Annotated in this window: 11 protein-coding genes; 7 read left to right on the forward strand and 4 right to left on the reverse strand. The window is 45.8% G+C overall.

All coding sequences use genetic code 11. The features are described 5' to 3' along the window. Positions 1-80 precede the first annotated feature (80 nt). Both psbC and QT990_RS06205 read left to right on the forward strand, forming a co-directional pair. Positions 81-1,460, forward strand: coding sequence for a photosystem II reaction center protein CP43 (psbC, locus tag QT990_RS06200; protein WP_333139183.1), 1,380 nt, complete (start codon positions 81-83; stop codon positions 1,458-1,460). A 515-nt stretch (positions 1,461-1,975) separates the two neighbouring features. Continuing rightward, a complete protein-coding gene (locus QT990_RS06205) occupies positions 1,976-5,836 on the forward strand; it encodes a GAF domain-containing protein (RefSeq protein ID WP_333465039.1) in 3,861 nt (1,286 codons plus the stop codon). A gap of 415 nt (positions 5,837-6,251) precedes the next feature. Here the strand turns inward: QT990_RS06205 and QT990_RS06210 are convergent, their stop codons facing one another. The 4 genes from QT990_RS06210 to QT990_RS06225 all read right to left on the reverse strand — a co-directional run bounded on the left by QT990_RS06210 (position 6,252) and on the right by QT990_RS06225 (position 14,360). Further along, a complete protein-coding gene (locus QT990_RS06210) occupies positions 6,252-12,251 on the reverse strand; it encodes a response regulator (protein WP_333465040.1) in 6,000 nt (1,999 codons plus the stop codon). A gap of 150 nt (positions 12,252-12,401) precedes the next feature. Next, the gene (locus QT990_RS06215; protein WP_333139192.1) at positions 12,402-12,806 is read right to left on the reverse strand and encodes a hemerythrin family protein; all 405 of its coding nucleotides are present in this window, start codon (positions 12,804-12,806) and stop codon (positions 12,402-12,404) included. 18 nt (positions 12,807-12,824) lie between these two features. After that, entirely contained in the window at positions 12,825-13,838 is a 1,014-nt protein-coding gene (locus tag QT990_RS06220) for a PleD family two-component system response regulator (RefSeq protein WP_333139194.1), read from the reverse strand. Between the two features lie 348 nt (positions 13,839-14,186). Beyond that, positions 14,187-14,360: a hypothetical protein gene (locus QT990_RS06225; RefSeq protein ID WP_333139196.1), complete on the reverse strand. Its 174-nt coding sequence runs from the start codon at positions 14,358-14,360 to the stop codon at positions 14,187-14,189. A 312-nt stretch (positions 14,361-14,672) separates the two neighbouring features. Between QT990_RS06225 and QT990_RS06230 the strand changes: the two genes are divergently transcribed. The 5 genes from QT990_RS06230 to QT990_RS06250 all read left to right on the forward strand — a co-directional run bounded on the left by QT990_RS06230 (position 14,673) and on the right by QT990_RS06250 (position 17,557). Beyond that, positions 14,673-15,053, forward strand: a complete 381-nt coding sequence (locus tag QT990_RS06230) for a hypothetical protein (RefSeq protein WP_333273341.1) — start codon at positions 14,673-14,675, stop codon at positions 15,051-15,053. Positions 15,054-15,128: 75 nt separating this feature from the next. Next, positions 15,129-15,794 (forward strand): hypothetical protein, encoded by a 666-nt coding sequence (locus QT990_RS06235; protein WP_333411442.1) that lies wholly within the window; start codon positions 15,129-15,131, stop codon positions 15,792-15,794. Positions 15,795-15,894: 100 nt separating this feature from the next. After that, positions 15,895-16,080, forward strand: coding sequence for a PCP reductase family protein (locus tag QT990_RS06240; protein WP_006633749.1), 186 nt, complete (start codon positions 15,895-15,897; stop codon positions 16,078-16,080). A gap of 68 nt (positions 16,081-16,148) precedes the next feature. Further along, the gene (gene tpiA / locus QT990_RS06245) at positions 16,149-16,874 is read left to right on the forward strand and encodes a triose-phosphate isomerase (protein ID WP_445301036.1); all 726 of its coding nucleotides are present in this window, start codon (positions 16,149-16,151) and stop codon (positions 16,872-16,874) included. 122 nt (positions 16,875-16,996) lie between these two features. Continuing rightward, on the forward strand, positions 16,997-17,557 hold the full coding sequence (locus QT990_RS06250; protein ID WP_333139206.1) for a Uma2 family endonuclease: 561 nt from the start codon (positions 16,997-16,999) through the stop codon (positions 17,555-17,557). The last annotated feature ends 85 nt before the right edge of the window (positions 17,558-17,642 follow it).

The raw sequence follows: 17,642 nt of genomic DNA on the forward strand, positions 1-17,642 counted from the left end.
CAGGTGCGGTACTCCCGTGTCCTACTGGGGAACAAAAAAACCCAAAATCCAAAATCTAAAATCGTTGGAGGTTCTACCGGGTGGTAACGCTCTCTAATTCCTACGCAAGCGGTCGCGACCAAGAATCCTCCGGGTTCGCTTGGTGGTCTGGCAACGCTCGTTTAATCAATCTCTCCGGCAAACTGCTGGGCGCACACGTCGCTCACTCTGGTTTGATCGTGTTCTGGGCCGGTGCAATGACTTTGTTTGAAGTCGCTCACTTTATCCCAGAAAAGCCCATGTACGAACAGGGCTTAATTTTGATGCCCCACGTCGCTACTTTGGGTTGGGGTGTAGGCCCCGGCGGTGAAGTCACTGATATCTTCCCGTTCTTCGTAGTCGGCGTTCTTCACTTGATTTCATCTGCAGTTCTCGGTTTGGGCGGCATTTATCACGCCGTTCGCGGCCCGGAAGTTCTCGAAGAATACTCTTCTTTCTTCGGCTACGACTGGAAAGACAAGAACCAGATGACCAACATCATCGGCTATCACCTAATTTTGTTGGGTGGCGGTTGCTTGCTGTTGGTAGCTAAGGCCATGTTTTTCGGCGGTGTCTATGACACTTGGGCTCCGGGCGGCGGCGACGTGCGTATTATCACGAACCCCACTCTGAATCCGGCTGTGATTTTTGGCTACTTGGTGCGCTCTCCTTTTGGTGGCGAAGGCTGGATTGTCAGCGTCAACAACATGGAAGACATCATCGGCGGTCACATCTGGCTGGGCCTGATTTGTATCGCTGGCGGTGTTTGGCACATTTTGACCAAGCCTTTCGGCTGGGCTCGCCGCGCCTTAATCTGGTCTGGCGAAGCTTACCTGTCTTACAGCTTGGGCGCTTTGTCCCTGATGGGCTTCATCGCTTGCTGCTTTGTCTGGTTCAACAACACTGCTTACCCCAGCGAATTCTACGGCCCGACGGGCCCGGAAGCTTCTCAAGCGCAAGCTTTGACCTTCCTGATCCGCGACCAACGCTTGGGTGCTAACGTCGGTTCTGCACAAGGCCCCACCGGTCTGGGTAAATACCTGATGCGCTCTCCTACTGGCGAAATCATTTTCGGCGGTGAAACGATGCGTTTCTGGGATTTCCAAGGCCCTTGGTTGGAGCCCTTACGCGGTACTAACGGTTTGGACTTGAACAAAATCAAGAATGACATTCAGCCTTGGCAAGCTCGGCGCGCGGCTGAGTACATGACTCACGCTCCTTTGGGTTCTTTGAACTCTGTGGGCGGTGTGGCGACTGAAGTTAACTCGTTTAACTTCACTTCTCCTCGTTCTTGGCTGTCCTGTTTCCACTTTGTGATGGGTTTCTTCTTCTTGGTCGGCCACTTGTGGCACGCTGGTCGCGCTCGCGCGGCTGTCGCTGGCTTTGAGAAGGGTATCGATCGCGAAAATGAACCAGTGCTGGCTATGCCAGACTTAGACTAATCGATCGAATTTATTTCTGATTTGATTGTCTAATCAAAAAAGGCTCCTGCTTAACGGCAGGAGCTTTTTTTTGATCTAAAAATATCTGAAAAAGCTGCGGATTGTCGATCGACCTTTCTCTGAGTGACATCGTTTCCGGTTGGATGGGAACGATCAAGTCAAAGTCAATAATTCCACATTCCCCCACTCCCCACTCCCCACTCCCCACTCCCATCATTCCGGTGCAACCGGAATTGATATGACTCTGCAAGTCTTGAAACTTGACAATTTTAATCCGTTGGGGTAAAGATATTGCAAGGCAGGCTCTACAAAGTTTATATTTAAAGTACAAAAGTTGTAATCCCACACAATGGAAAGTTGCAATTTTAGGGCAGATCGCTACAGGTGCAAAACTAATCGACGATCGCCCTCAGCATATTTATATTTTATTAAATGGCTGTGCTTGCCGAATTTTTTAACAGGCACAAAAGTTTTGGGCAGCTTACTATTATTGCTAGGAAAGCAAAAGATTAATAATGGACTCATTAAAGATCGAAAATGTCAAGGTGAGGTTCGATCGAGCAAATTTGCTCGAACGCATCGCCAAGCGCATTCGCCACTCTCTAGAACTACCCGAAATTCTGAGCGCAACAGCAGCCGAAGTTCAATCGTTCTTGGGAACAGACAGAGTAAAAATCTACAAATTTCATAGCGACGGTAGCGGTGAAGTGATTGCCGAATCAATTAACGGCAACCGCTTGCCATCCCTATTGGGGCTGCATTTTCCCGCAGACGATATTCCCCCTCACGCCCGCGAAATGTTCGCGCAACTACAGGTGCGATCGATCGTCGATATAGATTCCGGGCTGCTAGGCCAAAGTCCGCGTCGCGAGGGGGTTTCCGGCCAACTGCTGCCCGACGACGAAATGCGCTTTCGCGCGGTTGACCCCTGCCACGCTGAATACTTGACTGCACTGGGCGTCAAGGCTTGCTTGGTAATACCAATTTTTCACGGCGAAGAATTCTGGGGGTTGTTGGTATCTCACCACTCCGAGTCCCGGAGTGTGGCAGAAAACGAACTCCAAGGCGTTCAGATGGTGGCAGATCAGCTCGGCGTCGCCATAGCCCAATCAAGCCTCCTCGCCCAAGCAAGGGCGAAAGCCCAACGGGAAGCTGCCGTCAACCGCGTCGCCGCAGCCCTTAACTCCCCGCCGGCGATGGAACTCCAAACAGCTTTGGCAGAATCGGTAGCAGCACTAGATGCAGCCGGCGGCAGGCTGTGCATTTTCGCCACGCCATTCGTTTGCGACAGCAGCAAAGTTACGAATCTAGTTCCCTATTCGGATAACTCGAATCGGGAACTCACAGTCTACACTTGCGGCTCAGGGCCGAAGATGCCAATTTCGGCCAAATACCCGCAGGTTGAGCAATACAGCGTCTGGCACGAATATTTTAAATCCGGCGAGCAACAGGTTTGGGCAATTCCCGATTTGTACCAAATTAGCAGTTTGAGAAGCCTGCAACCTGCATTTCGATCGACCAAAATTCGCAGCATTTTAATCGTACCGCTCATAACCCGCCAGCAAATATTCGGTTACTTGACCATTTTTCGAGAAGAATTTGACACCGAAACTCTCTGGGCTAGACAGTTTGATAGCGACGAGCGGCTCGCCCAATCTCGGATATCTTTTGAAGCGTGGAAAGAGTCAAAAGCTGCCCAAATTCGCGAATGGAAGGCTGAAGAAATTGAATTGCTCCAAATTTTGGGCAACCACTTTTCTAATGCTATTAACCACTACCAACTCGATCAACAAATAGAGGAACTTAACACAAATTTAGAAAATCAAGTTCAAAAGCGCACTGCTCAACTACAGCAGTTGACCCAACACCAACGAGTGCTGTTTGAAGTGGTGGCAAAAATGCGGCAATCCCTCGACTTAAACAAGATTTTTAGCACGATGTCCCAGGAAGTGCGGCGGGCTTTAAATGCAGAGAGAGTGGCAGTTTACCGCTTCGATTCCGCATCAGAATTTAAGGACGGCGAATTCGTTGCCGAAGATGTTTTGCCAGATTTTCGGTCAGCAATGGCAGTCAAAGTGCACGATCGCTGCTTTGGAGAAAACTACGCCAATCTCTACTCTCAGGGGCGAGTTCACGCCATGTCTGACATCACACAAGCCGGACTGGAAGATTGCTTTGAGCAAGTCTTGGAGCAATTTCAGGTCAAAGCTACTTTAGTTGCACCGATTATGAAAGGCAACGACCTTTGGGGGTTGCTGTGCGTACACCAATGTTCGGCTCCCCGCAACTGGGAATCTTCCGAAATTAAGTTTGCTACCCAAATTTCGGCTCAGCTAAGCATCGCTTTAGAACAAGCAGATTTGCTCGCTCAAACTCAGCAGCAAGCAGTTGAGTTGCAGCGGGTAGCAGAGCAGGAGCGAATACTGTTTGAGGTAGTTGCTAAGATTCGACAATCTCTCGATTTAGATACAATTTTTCGTACTACAACTACAGAATTGCGGCGGATATTAAAGGCCGATAGAGTTGGCATTTATCGCTTCGATCCTAGTTTAAACTTTAATGAAGGCGAATTTATTACCGAAGATGTTTTGCCTGGTTTTTCTTCGGCAATGAATGTAAAAGTTCGCGATCATTTCTTTAGCGAAAACTATGCTAAAAAATATAGTCAGGGACAGATTCAAGTGCTACAAGATGTCGAAAATGCTGGACTTTCAGACTGCCATGTTGCTCTTTTAGCTCAATTTCAAATTAGAGCTCAGGTGATTATGCCACTGATGAATGGCAGCCAACTTTGGGGTTTGCTGTGCGTGCACCAGTGCAGCGGTTTGCGCCATTGGAACACTTCGGAAATTCAGTTTGCTACGCAAGTGGGAATTCAGTTGAGTGTAGGATTAGAACAAGCAGATTTGTTGGCTAAAACGCGGCAGCAATCAGTTGATTTGCAGTGGGCAGCCGAGCAACAGCGGATACTGTTTGAAGTGGTGGCTAAGATTCGAGAATCTCTCGATATCAACGCGATTTTTCAGACTGCCACCCAAGAAGTGTGTCAGTTTATGCAAGTTGATAGAATTGCTGTCTATCAATTTAATCCTGATTGGAGCGGCCATTATGTGGCAGAGTTTGTGAAAGATGGCTGGATAAAATTGGTAGGGGAAGGTATCAGTACGGTTTGGCAAGATACTTATTTGCAGTCAAACCGAGGCGGCAGATATGCCAATAATGAAACTCTAGCCGTTGACGATATCTATCAAGTTTGCCACTCGGAGTGTGACCTTGGTATTTTAGAGCAATTTCAGGTGAAGGCTTATGCGATCGCGCCGATTTTTGTAGGACAAGAACTTTGGGGTTTGCTGACAGCGTATCAACATTCTGGGCCACGCTATTGGGAAAGTTCAGAAGTCAACTTTTTAGCTCAGATTGCCAATCAATTAGGCGTTGCTATCCAACAAGCCGATTTGCTGGCTCAAACCAGACGCCAAGCAGAACAAATCGCTCAAAGTTTAAAAGATTTGCAACACACTCAAGCTCAATTGATTCAAACTGAAAAAATGTCGGGTTTGGGGCAACTGGTAGCCGGGATTGCTCACGAAATTAACAATCCGGTTAATTTTATTTACGGCAATCTCAATCACGCTAGTGAATATACTGCTAGCTTACTGAGTTTGCTGGAACTTTACCAGCAGCAATATCCCGATTATAGTCCTGAAATAGAAAAATTGAGTGAAGATATTGACTTGGAATTTCTGCTAGAAGATTTGCCAAAATTGCTATCGTCAATGAAGGTGGGAGCCGATCGCATCCGTCAAATAGTTCTGTCTTTAAGGAATTTCTCTCGTCTTGACGAAAGTCAAATGAAGGCGGTTGATATTCACGAGGGCATTGACAGCACGCTGTTAATTTTACAGCACAGACTGAAATCTAATGCGGACGGTGCAAACATTGTGCTAGTGAAAGAATACGGCATTTTGCCTCGAGTTGAGTGTTATGCTGGACAGTTGAATCAGGTGTTTATGAATGTAATCGGGAATGCGATCGATGCTTTGGAATCGCACAAGTTGCTCGCAGGTCAATCTGGAGCTCCTCAAATTAAAATCTCGACTGCTGTCGGTCAACTTAATGGTACTATTCCTAGCGCGGTGATTCGGATTTCTGATAACGGTACTGGAATTTCGGAATCTATGAGACAACGCATATTTGACCCTTTTTTCACGACTAAGGCAGTGGGAAAAGGTACTGGATTGGGCCTGTCAATTAGTTACCAAATTGTGGTAGAAAAACACGGCGGTGTTTTAAAATGCAATTCGGAAGTGGGGAAAGGTACTGAGTTTGCGATCGAAATTCCGCTTCGACAGCAGTCATTAGTCATTAGTCATTAGTCATTAGTCATTAGTCATGAGACCTCTTGCAAAAATAATTAGGACGGGCTCTGGGGCCCATCCCACAAGAAAAAATAACTCTTGTGGGATGGGCCCCAGAACCCGTCCCATCAATTGAGGAAAAGGATTTTTGCAAGAGGTCTATTATTTTAAAATCCAGCCAACAGTCAACACTCAACAATCACGCAGGGTGCAGCCGGAATTGATCTCATTCATCTGCGTTAATCTGTGTTTATCTGCCCTCATCTGCTGTTAAAAAAAGAAAATTTCTTAACCGCAGATGACAATGGATTGACGCCCATTTACGCAGATGCAGATGCGATCGCATAACCCGGTTGCGGCATCGCGTGTGACAGTTGCCTAAGTCCTGATGCCAAAAGATGCCTATTTAAGTGACTTTCATAGATTAGTTTCGCTATGCTTGTAGTTCTTGTTGGAGAGTATTCTTGACACGATCGTACTCAACCTCGATTTGAGCAAATAGGGAGGAGGCTCGATCGAGTTGACCAGAGGTACTGATGACTTCTAACGTGGCACAAAGGTGGGCCAGAGGAGCCGCGCTTAGATTCGCACTACTGCCTTTGAGGGTATGGGCCGCTCGGTTTAGGGCTTGAGTATCCCCTTGGGCGATCGCTAATTTCATAGCTTCTAGCAACTTTACGGCTTCCTCCAAGTAGCAGTTAGCTAGCAAGCTCAAAATCTCGGTTGAATCTTGATCGATGCTGCTACAGAAGGCTTGCAGTTCAGTGAGGTTAACCGCTGGCCTATCAATTTTTGGCTTGTTACTATCTGATTCCTCCTTTTGGGCCTGTTGCGGTTCCGGGTTGGGTTGACACTGACTCAGCGCTTGGTTGAGAGCCTCTAGTCGAATTGGTTTACTGATATAGTCATTCATGCCAGCATCAAGACAAACTTGGCGATCGCCCTGCATGGCATTTGCCGTCATTGCAATAATCCAGGGACGAGTAGGAGCCGGCCACTCCTGGCAAATACGACGGCTGGCTTCTAGTCCATCCATCTCTGGCATTTGTACATCCATCAGCACTACATCATAAGGCTGGCGATTCAGGGCTTCCAAAACTTCCAATCCATTGGCAGCAATATCGGCCCGGTATCCCAAACGCTCTAACAGCAGCAGTGCCACCTTCTGATTTACCAGATGATCTTCTGCTAAAAGAATTCGCAGTGGGAGTCTCTGGGCAAGTTTCATATCATCCTCCACAGATATAGGAAGCTGTTGTTGAACTTTTTTCGGTTGAGCTTGTAGCACATGGATCAGTATTTGATAGAGCTGGGATTGTTTGATCGGTTTGCTTAAAAAAGCCGCAAAGTGGGTGGAGAGCGCTGAAGAACTCGCTTCTGGGTAGCCCATTGAAGTCAGCAACACTAGGGGTAAACGGTGGCACTTAGGATGCTGGTGGATGGCTGAGGCGAGTGTGAGGCCGTCCATTTGTGGCATTTGCATATCTAAAATAGCCAGATCAAACGCTTCTCCACTCTCAAGCCAGTTGAGCGCTTCCGCACCCGATGGGGCAGCCAGACTCTGCATCCCCCAACTCTCTGCTTGCAACGTCAGAATTTGTCGGTTAGTGGGCTGGTCATCCACGATTAATAAACGCTTGCCAGATAGTTCTGGTAGCATTTCCATCGGTTCCGCTAACTCAGTAGCAACAGAGGATGCGACAATCGTGAAGTAGAAGGTGGAACCCATTGTGACTCGATTAAGCTTAGCGGCTTGCCATTTTGGTGAAGGGGTTCCTCCGACGTGGCCTCCGCTCTCAACCCAGATCGTGCCGTTCATCGTTTCACTAAGTCGCTTACTAATCGCCAGACCTAAACCAGTCCCTCCATACTGCCGAGTCGTCGAAGCATCTACTTGACTAAAAGACTTGAACAGTCGATCGAGCCGATTGGCGGGAATACCAATGCCTGTGTCTTGAATGGCAAACTGGATTTCGTACAAGCTTTCTGACAAGTTCCCAGGCTCAGAAATTGTTTTGTCAGAATCAACTAGAGAGGCTTCCACGGAAATGGTAACTTCCCCAGTTTCAGTAAACTTAATCGCATTGTTGAGCAAGTTAACTAGAATCTGACGGAGACGGGTGACATCACCCAAAATGAACTTAGGAGTCTGAGGCTGGATGAGGTAGCCCAACTCAATATCCTTCTCATCTGCTTTAACTGCAAGTTGGTCGATCGCACCTTCTATGCAATCTCTCAAGCTCAAGGGATGCATTTCTAGCTCCAGCTTGCCCGACTCAATTTTGGAGAAGTCCAGGATGTCGTTGATGATACTCAGCAGGGTATCCCCACTATTGCGAATCGTCTCGATAAAGTCTCGCTGTTGAGCCTTGAGTTCTGTATCCAGCAGTAGTCCCGTCATACCAATAACCGCATTCATGGGAGTGCGAATTTCATGGCTCATCATCGCCAGAAACTCAGTTTTGGCTCGGCTCGCTGCTTCTGCTTCCCGTCTAGTTTGCTCCAGGGCAAAGTTTTTCAGAGTTAATTCTTCTCGTTGTCGAGTTTCTTGCTCTAGTAATTGGGCTTGAGCTAGGGCAATTCCTACTTGAGTCGCCACTGATTCTAGCAACTCCACTTGATCGGCAGTCCAACGACGGTAGCGATCGCACTGGTGCAAACAAATGGCACCATTCGGTTCTCCTTGGTAAGAGGTTCGCACTGCTAATGTCGATCTCAAATTGAGACTGGTACAAATTGAATGAGCACAGGTGAGCAATGAATCGCAGTAGACATCCGGGGAGGCGATCGCTTCATCTTGAGCCATCAACCGTTTTGTATAAGCAGGACTGGCCGCCAGAATGTCATGCTCCCCGCTGGGCCCATATCCCACTGCTAGATACTCTGCAACGACAGGAAACTGAGGCAGTGGATTGTCCTGGTATGTGCTAATTAAGCAGCGACTGACACCAAAAGTTTGCCCAATCTGAATAGCAGCCGTTTCAAATATCTGCTCAGCATTGAGGCTTTGACGAATTTCTTGGGTAATTTGCTTCAGCAGTAGGGCTTTTTGCAATTGTCGTTGTAGTGCTTCTTCTGCCTCCTTGCGATCGGTAATATCCTTCATGAAGCAGTGATGCCCCACAAAGACATTTTGCTCGTCATAAGCAGAAACCATCACCAGTTGTTTATAGAAGCTAGAGCCATCTTTTCGGATTCCCCTAGCTTCCGCTTCGACTCTACCGTCTCTCAACATTTGCTCATAAGCAGCCACCATCTTCTCAACATCTTCAGGATGAACGGTGTTTTGCCAGTCCCTCCCTAGCAGTTCTTCAGGCTGATATCCGCAGATGGCAGCATAAGTCACATTGACAGAGATATAGCGTCCTTGAGGGTCAAGCCTAGAAATGCCTGCCACGGCATTTTCTAGGGCCGCACTCATTTGTTGCAGTTCCGCTTCGGCTCGTTTGCGATCGCTAATTTCAATTAGAATGCAACCCACTGCTATACCCTGCTCTGCATCCTTGAAAATGGGAAAGTGAGAAACGAGCCAGTGGCGCTTGACACCCGTTTGACTGGATAGTGCTGTGCTAATTTCCAAGTTGATCGAAGGTTTTCCTGTCGTTAAAACTTGTTGTAACAGTGCATTTACACTAGGCGCAAATTCTCCCAAAATATCATCGGTTGTCTTATCTAAGTGAGCCTCCACAGAGTGGCCATTAAATTCAGCTAGTGCCTCATTGATTTGTAAAAATTTAAACTGCCGATCGTGGATACACAGCCCCACCCCTGCTAGGGAAGCTCCTTTAAAGAAAGCATTCAATAATTGCTCTCTTGCTTGAATTTCCTGCTCTAAGTTTTTGCGATCGGTAATATCGCTCTGAGAACCAGTCATACGGACAACTTTGCCCGCTTCATCCGAAAGCGCCTGCCCTCGAGCCAGAATCCACTTGTAGCTCCCATCCTTACAAAGAACTCGATGTTCTGTAATATAAAAAGAAGTTTTGCCCTCAAAGTGATCTTGAATTATTTGCAAGACGCAACCGAGATCATCGGGATGCACCCGCTTGCTCCATTCGTCCAGGTGATGGGAAATTTCATGGTCTTCGTAGCCCAACATTTCTTTCCAGCGAGCCGAGAAGAATACTTCATTAGTGTTGACGTTCCAATCCCATACCCCTTCATTACTACCACGTAGGGCGAGTTCCCACCGCTCTTCACTCGCTTGCAGAGCGACTTCTGCCTGATGCCGTTCGATTTCACTACCAATCCACTGAGCCATCAGCTTCAGTAATTCCACATGGGCAGATTTAAAGCTGTCTGCACGGGGAGATTTACTAGAAAAGCTGAGGGTACTGTAGACTTTGCCTGCAACTAAAACTCGTGTTCCAATATAAGCTTCCATGCCAAAGGCAAGATAGGCAGGATGGTGACGCCATTTTGAGGTGCCTGTATGTTGGATGGTTAGGGGTTCATTTGTGTCTAAAGCTTCACAGCACAAAGTTTGCTTAATATCAAAGACATCACCTGGTTTCAGGACTTCATCGGGCGATCGCACAACCATCACTTCATAACGGTTATCTTGCACACGAGCCAAGACGCCACTTTCCAGCCCAAAATTCTGACATCCCATGTCAATCAAAGCTTGAATGCGCTGCTCAAAATTGAGATTTTGGGTAGCAGTGACTTCATATAAAGCTCGTATCGCCGCCTCTCTCGTTCTTAGTTCAGTTTCGGCTTGTTTACGTCTCTTAATTTCAGCTTTCAGAGAGCGATTGATTATGGATAATTTTTGCGTTCGTTCTTGAACCCGCTGTTCTAATGTAGCGTTGGCGTGTTTAATCTCCCTAAATTTTTGATAAAGCGCGATCGCCATCAATTGAAAATTGCCAGCAAGCTCATTGATTTCACTAACAGAGCTATGTTTCCATTCAAATGTTTCTTCTGAAAGCTTGTTGGGTAAGTCAGTAGTCGCACGAGCTAAATAGGATAATGGCTGGACCAGTCGTTCGCTAACCAGCGTTGCAAACAAAAATGCCAACATTGTGACGAGGAGTAGAATACTCAAGTCAGCCTTGTAGCGATTTTGTAAATTTTCTACATAGGGATCGGCTGGAATTTCTAAGCGTAATTTCCAGTCCAGAGCGGGGCTAATGGTAAATTCCTGTATATACAGAGAATTTTTCCAACGGATCATCGGATTCTTGCCCTTGCTAGGAAGCCACTGCTGCAAGGTTCCCTCTAAGGTGCGAGTGCTGCCGTCCTTTGACCCCGGAACACTGGTCAAAAGCTTTTGGTCGGATTGATTACTGGCAATGACTCGGTTGTTTTGATCTAGCAATGTAATGCCTAGTTGCTGATTGTTTCTCTGGAAAATGTAGAGAGCTTTGATCTGGCTCAATCCTAATGAACCGTGGACCAGCCCAAGAAAATTACCTTGAAGTTGCAGGGGTACATTCAATCCTACATGAGGTTCGTCCAGTAATATATCTTTGTGGATAGGAGTCATCCAAGGTCTCAACCGCTCTTGAGCCAGGGGAATTAGAGATTGATGTTCCGTGCTTTGTTCCATCAACCGCCGGCGGGTTGGATTTAAAAGAGAAGAAGTAGCTAAAATGGTTCCCGATGAATCGGCAACATAAATTTTGTCGAAATCTGGCAACACCTGCTCGATCAGGCTAATGTTTTGTTGTAGATCCTCGGATGATTTAATCGCTGTATTAGCAGCAGTGCCGGCTTCAGGCATGAGCGATTTTTCAGCTAATGTATTCAAAGCTAAGAGATGTCGCTGATGCCATCTAGATATTGCGCTAGTGAGACTTTTTGCGTTTGTTCGTAACTCCGTTTGCACCGTCGTTTGGATTTGACCTACCAAGGATCTACCATCAAAAACTAATAGCATCAGTCCTGGAAGAAAGACAAAAGCTACCAACAGATGAAAAATAGTTTGTTGTAAAGAGAGGGCGAGATGCTTTGAAGCACCAATCCACCGATAAATCGGCGCATACGAAATGATTAAGCTGGCAACTAAGGCATTAAAAATGCCGTTGACTGCTTGCTTGCACATAACGAGGATGGTCTGATTCGCCTCCATGTGCATCATTTGACCGTAGAAAAGCCAGAGGAGGGGCATTCCAATTAAGAACCAGTAAATCCCATCGAATAAAAGGATATTTGGCTGTTTGCGCTTCTTGCAAAGAAACCCTACAAACAGAGCCTCAATTACCAAAATAATCGTGGCGTATGGATGATGCCACAGGATATAAGTATAGCTGCCTGCAATTAGACCAGCCAAGCCTCCCCAGCCCAAGCCGAAGTAGTAAGTAATAATCAGTATGGGAATACTGCCAAAGAGGAAATCAACCCCAAAGAAAAGAGACAAACTGAAATAGTTGCCCAGAATACCCGCACCAGTGAGAAGGGCGATCGCACCTAACCATCTTTTATTACGCATTGAGCTAGCCCCTCCCATAAACTTTTATAATCGCTAGTTGCTGAATATGACCTGATTCCGATAAAAAAAGCGCCATAGAGCCGATCTGTTATTTACCTGACAGTTTCCCTGAAGATCGCACCACCGATTATTTAAGCTTTCAAGCAGCAATCAAGGCTTACTCATACACGACTTGAGTTCTCGATCGACTTTTTTAATATGGTTCACGAACCAATCTAGCAATTGTTCATTAACCTTAATGGCTAAGGAAAGGCTCGACCCTTTGGTTTGTAGCTCTTGTTTAACTTCACTCAGTGTTTTAATAAATTTGGTATGCCCCGCTGCATTGTTAGATGCAACTGGGCATTTGTATCTTTGCATACAATTTTCTTCAAATCCGAAATGTTGGGCTACATACAAGTCTAAAAAATCTACAATACCTTTTATTTCTTCCTTCCCACGGTTTGCCAACATGGCATCCACTAAGGTATTGAGTTGATCGATCAATTGTTTATGCTGGCGGTCTATTTCGGGAATACCAATAGTTAACGAGTCATTCCAAATGACGAGAGGCATAGTTTTTACCCTTAGGATTTAACGGGTGAATTCATTAACTGTATGAATGTTGGTACAAAAAGTATTACGACCTTTGTCTTTGGCTTGATAAAGTGCTGCATCGGCAGCAGTAATTAAAGTTTCTGGTAAGCTTTCTTGGTTAGGAATCACACTGGTAATACCGAAGCTGAGCGTAATACAATGATGCGGAGAACTCTTATGAACTATTGCTAAATCTTGGATGCGAGCCTGCATTTGCTTAACGATTTGGACGGCTCCCTCAAGCTCGGTGTCCGATAAAATCACTACAAATTCTTCACCTCCATAACGTGCTACTAAATCTCCCGCTCGATTAATACTGCGATTGAGAGCTGTCGCAACTTGCTGTAAACATAGATCCCCTGCTTGGTGTCCATAAGTATCGTTGTAAGGCTTGAAGAAATCGATATCACACAAAATCAGTGACAAAGGAGTTTGCTGCCTCGTCATGCGTCGCCACTCCTCCTCTAGCTGTTGGTCAAACTGACGGCGATTGGCAATCTGAGTCAAACCGTCAATTGACGCGAGGTATTTTAATTGTCGATTGGCGGCCTCTAGCTGGTTGTAAAGTAGGGTTTGTTGCTGTTGCAAGTGGAATTGCTTAATCAACCGTCGCACTCTCTGTCGCAAAACAGCCCAGTGAATCGGCTTAGTGATATAGTCAGCCGCTCCCGCTGCAAACGCTCGATCGACAGATTCTTTGTCTTCTAAGCTAGTAATCATCAAAATAGGTGGGCGAGCGCTCTCAGGCACTTCAGATAATTTTTGACAACAAGCAAAACCATCCATAGTAGGCATCACTGCATCTAGCAGGATGAGGTCTGGATGTACTTCCTCATAGGCTACTAGCCCTGTCAACCCATCTGTAGCTTCGGCCACTCGGTATTTTTCCTTCTGTAAATACAGTCGCAGTTGCAAACGAATCAAGGCATCGTCATCCACAATGAGAATTAGAGAGGACGGTTCCATAGATGGGTTAGTCGAAATGGCTGAGTCTTCTAATGATTGATACATACGTCATGGTGTATCTTAAGCTTTGGAAACATTCTACCCTAGCATATTTTGAGGTTGGGATGGAAAGTGAAAATTTGGCAAATATGTCATAAATTATACACCATCTAAGCTTCCGCCACAACCTTTTAGGCAGCGTCCGGTTTGTTAAACCAACAGCCACAGTCTACTTAAAATTTATAGCTTTTTTTCGGAGATATAAAGTCTGGTAACTTGCGCTAATTTTTGTAAATATGTCATTATTTTTGGGGGCGTTAAACAGTTTTTACAACGCCGAGCGAGCTTTGACGAACGATCGCCAGTTATCCCGCGATCGTCGCTGGGATAATAGGCTATATTTCTCAACTTAATTCAGACTTTTTCAGGTGCATCAAATTCCTGCCTCATATTTGAGCGATCGTCCGCTCTATTTTTGGGAAATACATCTGATGTCACACTCTCACGTATAGCTTCGCCCTGGGTTGAGCGTTTGTTCGCACCAGGAAGCTCTGACTGCACAAAAGCGTAAGCTTTGTTAAGAAACATTTACAGCATTCTGCGCGCTCTGGGATAGGTTTTTGGTCTCTTTTCTCCCAATAATTCCCTAGATAGTGTATAAACTCGTGTCTTTGGGCTTGAGTAGGGAACACATCGTCAAAGCGTTGGCACCATCTTTCAAAGCATGGGGGTATGGAAGCTATACTATAGCAATTCTCGCATCATTTGTGAATTTCTTACGGACTCCCCGCGAGTTCGGGGAGGGTTGGAGTGGGGTAAAAAATTTATGACTCCTGCAAGCATTGCTATATACTATAATCACTGGGAAAGAGTCAATTAACTTGATGGAGATCACTTACTATGGCAGTAGCACTCCCTGATTTTTCTCAAAATTTTTCTCAAAGCGTTCAAAAAACGAAAGAAGTTTGGACGGAACAAGTCGGAAAAGCAGTGAATTCTGTTTCCGAAGCAACAGCAGAAGCTAAATCTTCGGGAGCATCTCACCTTTGCAGCCCTCCGCTAGAAATTGGAGTTTTGAGGCAGGAGGCAGGAGGCAGGAGGCAGGAGGCAGGAGGCAGAAGGAAAGAGGCAGAAGGAAGGAGCCAGAAGAAGTATTTTTACAAATATGAGATGCTCCCAAATCTTCTCTCTCCGAAACTGAATCTCAGGCAAAAGAAGCTCTCACTCAAACTACGAATTCTGCCGTTAATACTGTTAATCAAGCTACGAACAATGCTTTAGGTACTGTAGCGGAAAAAACAGAAAAAACTAGAATTTCTATATCGGAAGTCGCGAATCAAGCAGTTAGTCGCGTCAGTGAAAGTACCAACAAAGCTGTTGATGCTGTTTCTCACTCTGTGGCAACAGAAGAAAGAAACTATTAATCAAACTACTAACTCTGCGGTCAATACTCTGAATCAAAGCACTAGCCAAGCTGTAGAGAGTGTAAATCAAGCTACAGAAAAGGCTAAGGCTTCATTAGAAGATAGCATTAACAAGGCGGGAAATATGAGTGATGCCGCTTCCAATGCCATCCAAAGTGCTATCAATGGTAATATTAAAGATTGGATTTATTCTCACCCTCTCGTCTTCTGGTTGGTGAATCACCCCTTGGTATCTTTAGCAATTTTGCTGCTATTTATATTGAGTATCTTAGGTTTTTTTCAGGCTTTAGGTAGCTTGTTTGCAAAAGGCTGGTTATTTATTCTGCAAAGGCCTGGAAAATTTATGCAAGGGGTTTTGAGTGTCGGCTCTAAATCTGTAAGTAATTTCGGTGGAGTGGCTGTAAACTCATTGGTTTCAAAGAATCCCGAATACAAAAATAATTCAGGTTTACAATTGAGGGGAGTTGAATCAAACAGTGTGGAGTCTCAAGAACGACTTGCTAATATTTTGACAAGGTTGGAGGCAATTCGACAAGAGCAGAATCAGCTTTTACAAGAGGCGTCGGCGATTTTAGGCAAGCAATGGAATGCAGAGTGAGAAGGTGTGGCGCGATCGCAACTCGTGGTAAATTTAATACATCCAGGCTTTCCATCAAAGCCTGATACATGAAGGCTTGTAGTCGATCGCTCAAAACGCCATGCCCGATTCCGAATTTTCCGATGATCTAAAATGGACGCCAGAAGCCAAGGCGAAGCTGAAAAATATTCCCTATTTTGTCCGGGGACAAGCTCGCGTCCGCATCGAGCAGTTGGCCCGCGAAGCCGAAACCGAAGTCGTCACCGTTGACTTAGTTGAGCAAGCTCGAATCGAGTTTGGGCAATGAAGGATCGAAAGGTACGCTAAAGCTTTAGACTATAAATTGCGTTGTAAGGACAAGGACTGAAAGAAATAGTGCGGAAAATAGTTATAGCTGGCAACTGGAAAATGTACAAAACTAGGGCAGAATCCCTAGAGTTTCTTCAAGGATTCATGTCCTGCCTGACGGAAACCCCAGAGGAACGGGAAGTCGTGCTTTGCGTTCCCTTCACTTCCTTGGCTGTCCTCTCGAAAAATTTGCACGGCAGCCGGATCAGACTCGGTGCTCAGAACGTTCACTGGCAAGAGTCTGGAGCTTTTACTGGGGAAATTTCCGGGCCAATGCTGAGTGAACTTGGTGTCCGTTATGTCATTATCGGCCACAGCGAGCGGCGCCAATATTTTGGGGAAACTGACGAAACGGTGAATTTGCGGCTGAAAGCGGCTCAGAAATACGATTTAATTCCGATTCTGTGTGTTGGGGAAACCAAGCAGCAGCGAGATGCAGGCGAAACTGAAGCTCACATTTTTTCTCAGTTGGCAAAAGATTTGGTTGATGTTGACCAAAATAAGTTAGTCATTGCTTACGAACCGATTTGGGCGATTGGCACTGGCGATACTTGCGAAGCTAAGGAAGCTAACCGAGTTATTGGTTTGATTCGCAGTAAATTGACTAATCCTGACGTGCCAATTCAGTACGGTGGCTCTGTTAAACCGGAGAATATTGATGAAGTTATGGCGATGCCTGAGATTGACGGGGTTCTGGTAGGCGGTGCGAGTTTGGAAGCTGCGAGTTTTGCTCGAATTGTCAATTATCAGTAATTAGGTAATTGCTAATGGGTAATTGTTAATTGGTAATTGGAACAAGGCAGCGGGAATTAAACAGCGATCGCCTACAATTGTGATGTGCCGTTCAGTGTTTCTCGGATCGGGAGAATTAACCTATGACTGCGATCGTTAAACCCAAACCCGCCTTAGACGAGTTCCTCAAACTTCCTGAAACTGAACCGGCCTCAGAATTTCTTGAGGGACAAATCATTCAGAAGCCCATGCCTCAAGGTGAACACAGCGTACTTCAAGGTGAGCTCTGCAAGACTATCAATCAAGTAGCGAAAACTCGGAAAATTGCCAATGCTTTTCCCGAGTTGCGCTGCACTTTTGGCGGCGCATCAATCGTGCCAGATGTAGCAGTATTCCGATGGGAAAGAATTCCTTTTTTGCCGTCTGGTAGAATTGCTAACCGCTTTGACATTAATCCCGACTGGTCGATAGAAATTCTCTCTCCAAACCAAAGCCAAACAAAAGTGCTGAGTAACTTACTCCACTGTTCGCGAAACGGCACTGAGTTGGGGTGGTTACTAGATCCAGAAGAAGAGAGTATTTTGGCAGTATTTCCAGGACAAAAAGTAGAACTGTATAAAGGTGCTGCTCTGTTGCCAATAATTGATAAAATTGAATTAGAATTGACAGTTGATACTGTTTTTAGCTGGTTAAGTTTTGGTTGAACAGTCTTGGACGCATTAAGACTCAAAGAAACCGGGTTTTTTACAGAATCTGTGGGTGGCAACGAAATATTGTCGTGAAAAAACC

Origin of the sequence: Microcoleus sp. T3_B1, assembly GCF_036700445.1 — a bacterium.
GTDB lineage: Bacteria > Cyanobacteriota > Cyanobacteriia > Cyanobacteriales > Microcoleaceae > Microcoleus.

Excerpts from the sequence above, each read along its gene's own strand:
- QT990_RS06220 (WP_333139194.1), bottom strand. The coding sequence starts at position 13,838 with ATGTATCAATCATTAGAAGACTCAGCCATTTCGACTAACCCATCTATG.
- QT990_RS06215 (WP_333139192.1), bottom strand. The coding sequence starts at position 12,806 with ATGCCTCTCGTCATTTGGAATGACTCGTTAACTATTGGTATTCCCGAA.
- QT990_RS06225 (WP_333139196.1), bottom strand. The coding sequence starts at position 14,360 with ATGTTTCTTAACAAAGCTTACGCTTTTGTGCAGTCAGAGCTTCCTGGT.
- QT990_RS06250 (WP_333139206.1), top strand. The coding sequence starts at position 16,997 with ATGACTGCGATCGTTAAACCCAAACCCGCCTTAGACGAGTTCCTCAAA.
- QT990_RS06230 (WP_333273341.1), top strand. The coding sequence starts at position 14,673 with ATGGCAGTAGCACTCCCTGATTTTTCTCAAAATTTTTCTCAAAGCGTT.
- QT990_RS06205 (WP_333465039.1), top strand. The coding sequence starts at position 1,976 with ATGGACTCATTAAAGATCGAAAATGTCAAGGTGAGGTTCGATCGAGCA.
- QT990_RS06210 (WP_333465040.1), bottom strand. The coding sequence starts at position 12,251 with ATGCGTAATAAAAGATGGTTAGGTGCGATCGCCCTTCTCACTGGTGCG.
- QT990_RS06240 (WP_006633749.1), top strand. The coding sequence starts at position 15,895 with ATGCCCGATTCCGAATTTTCCGATGATCTAAAATGGACGCCAGAAGCC.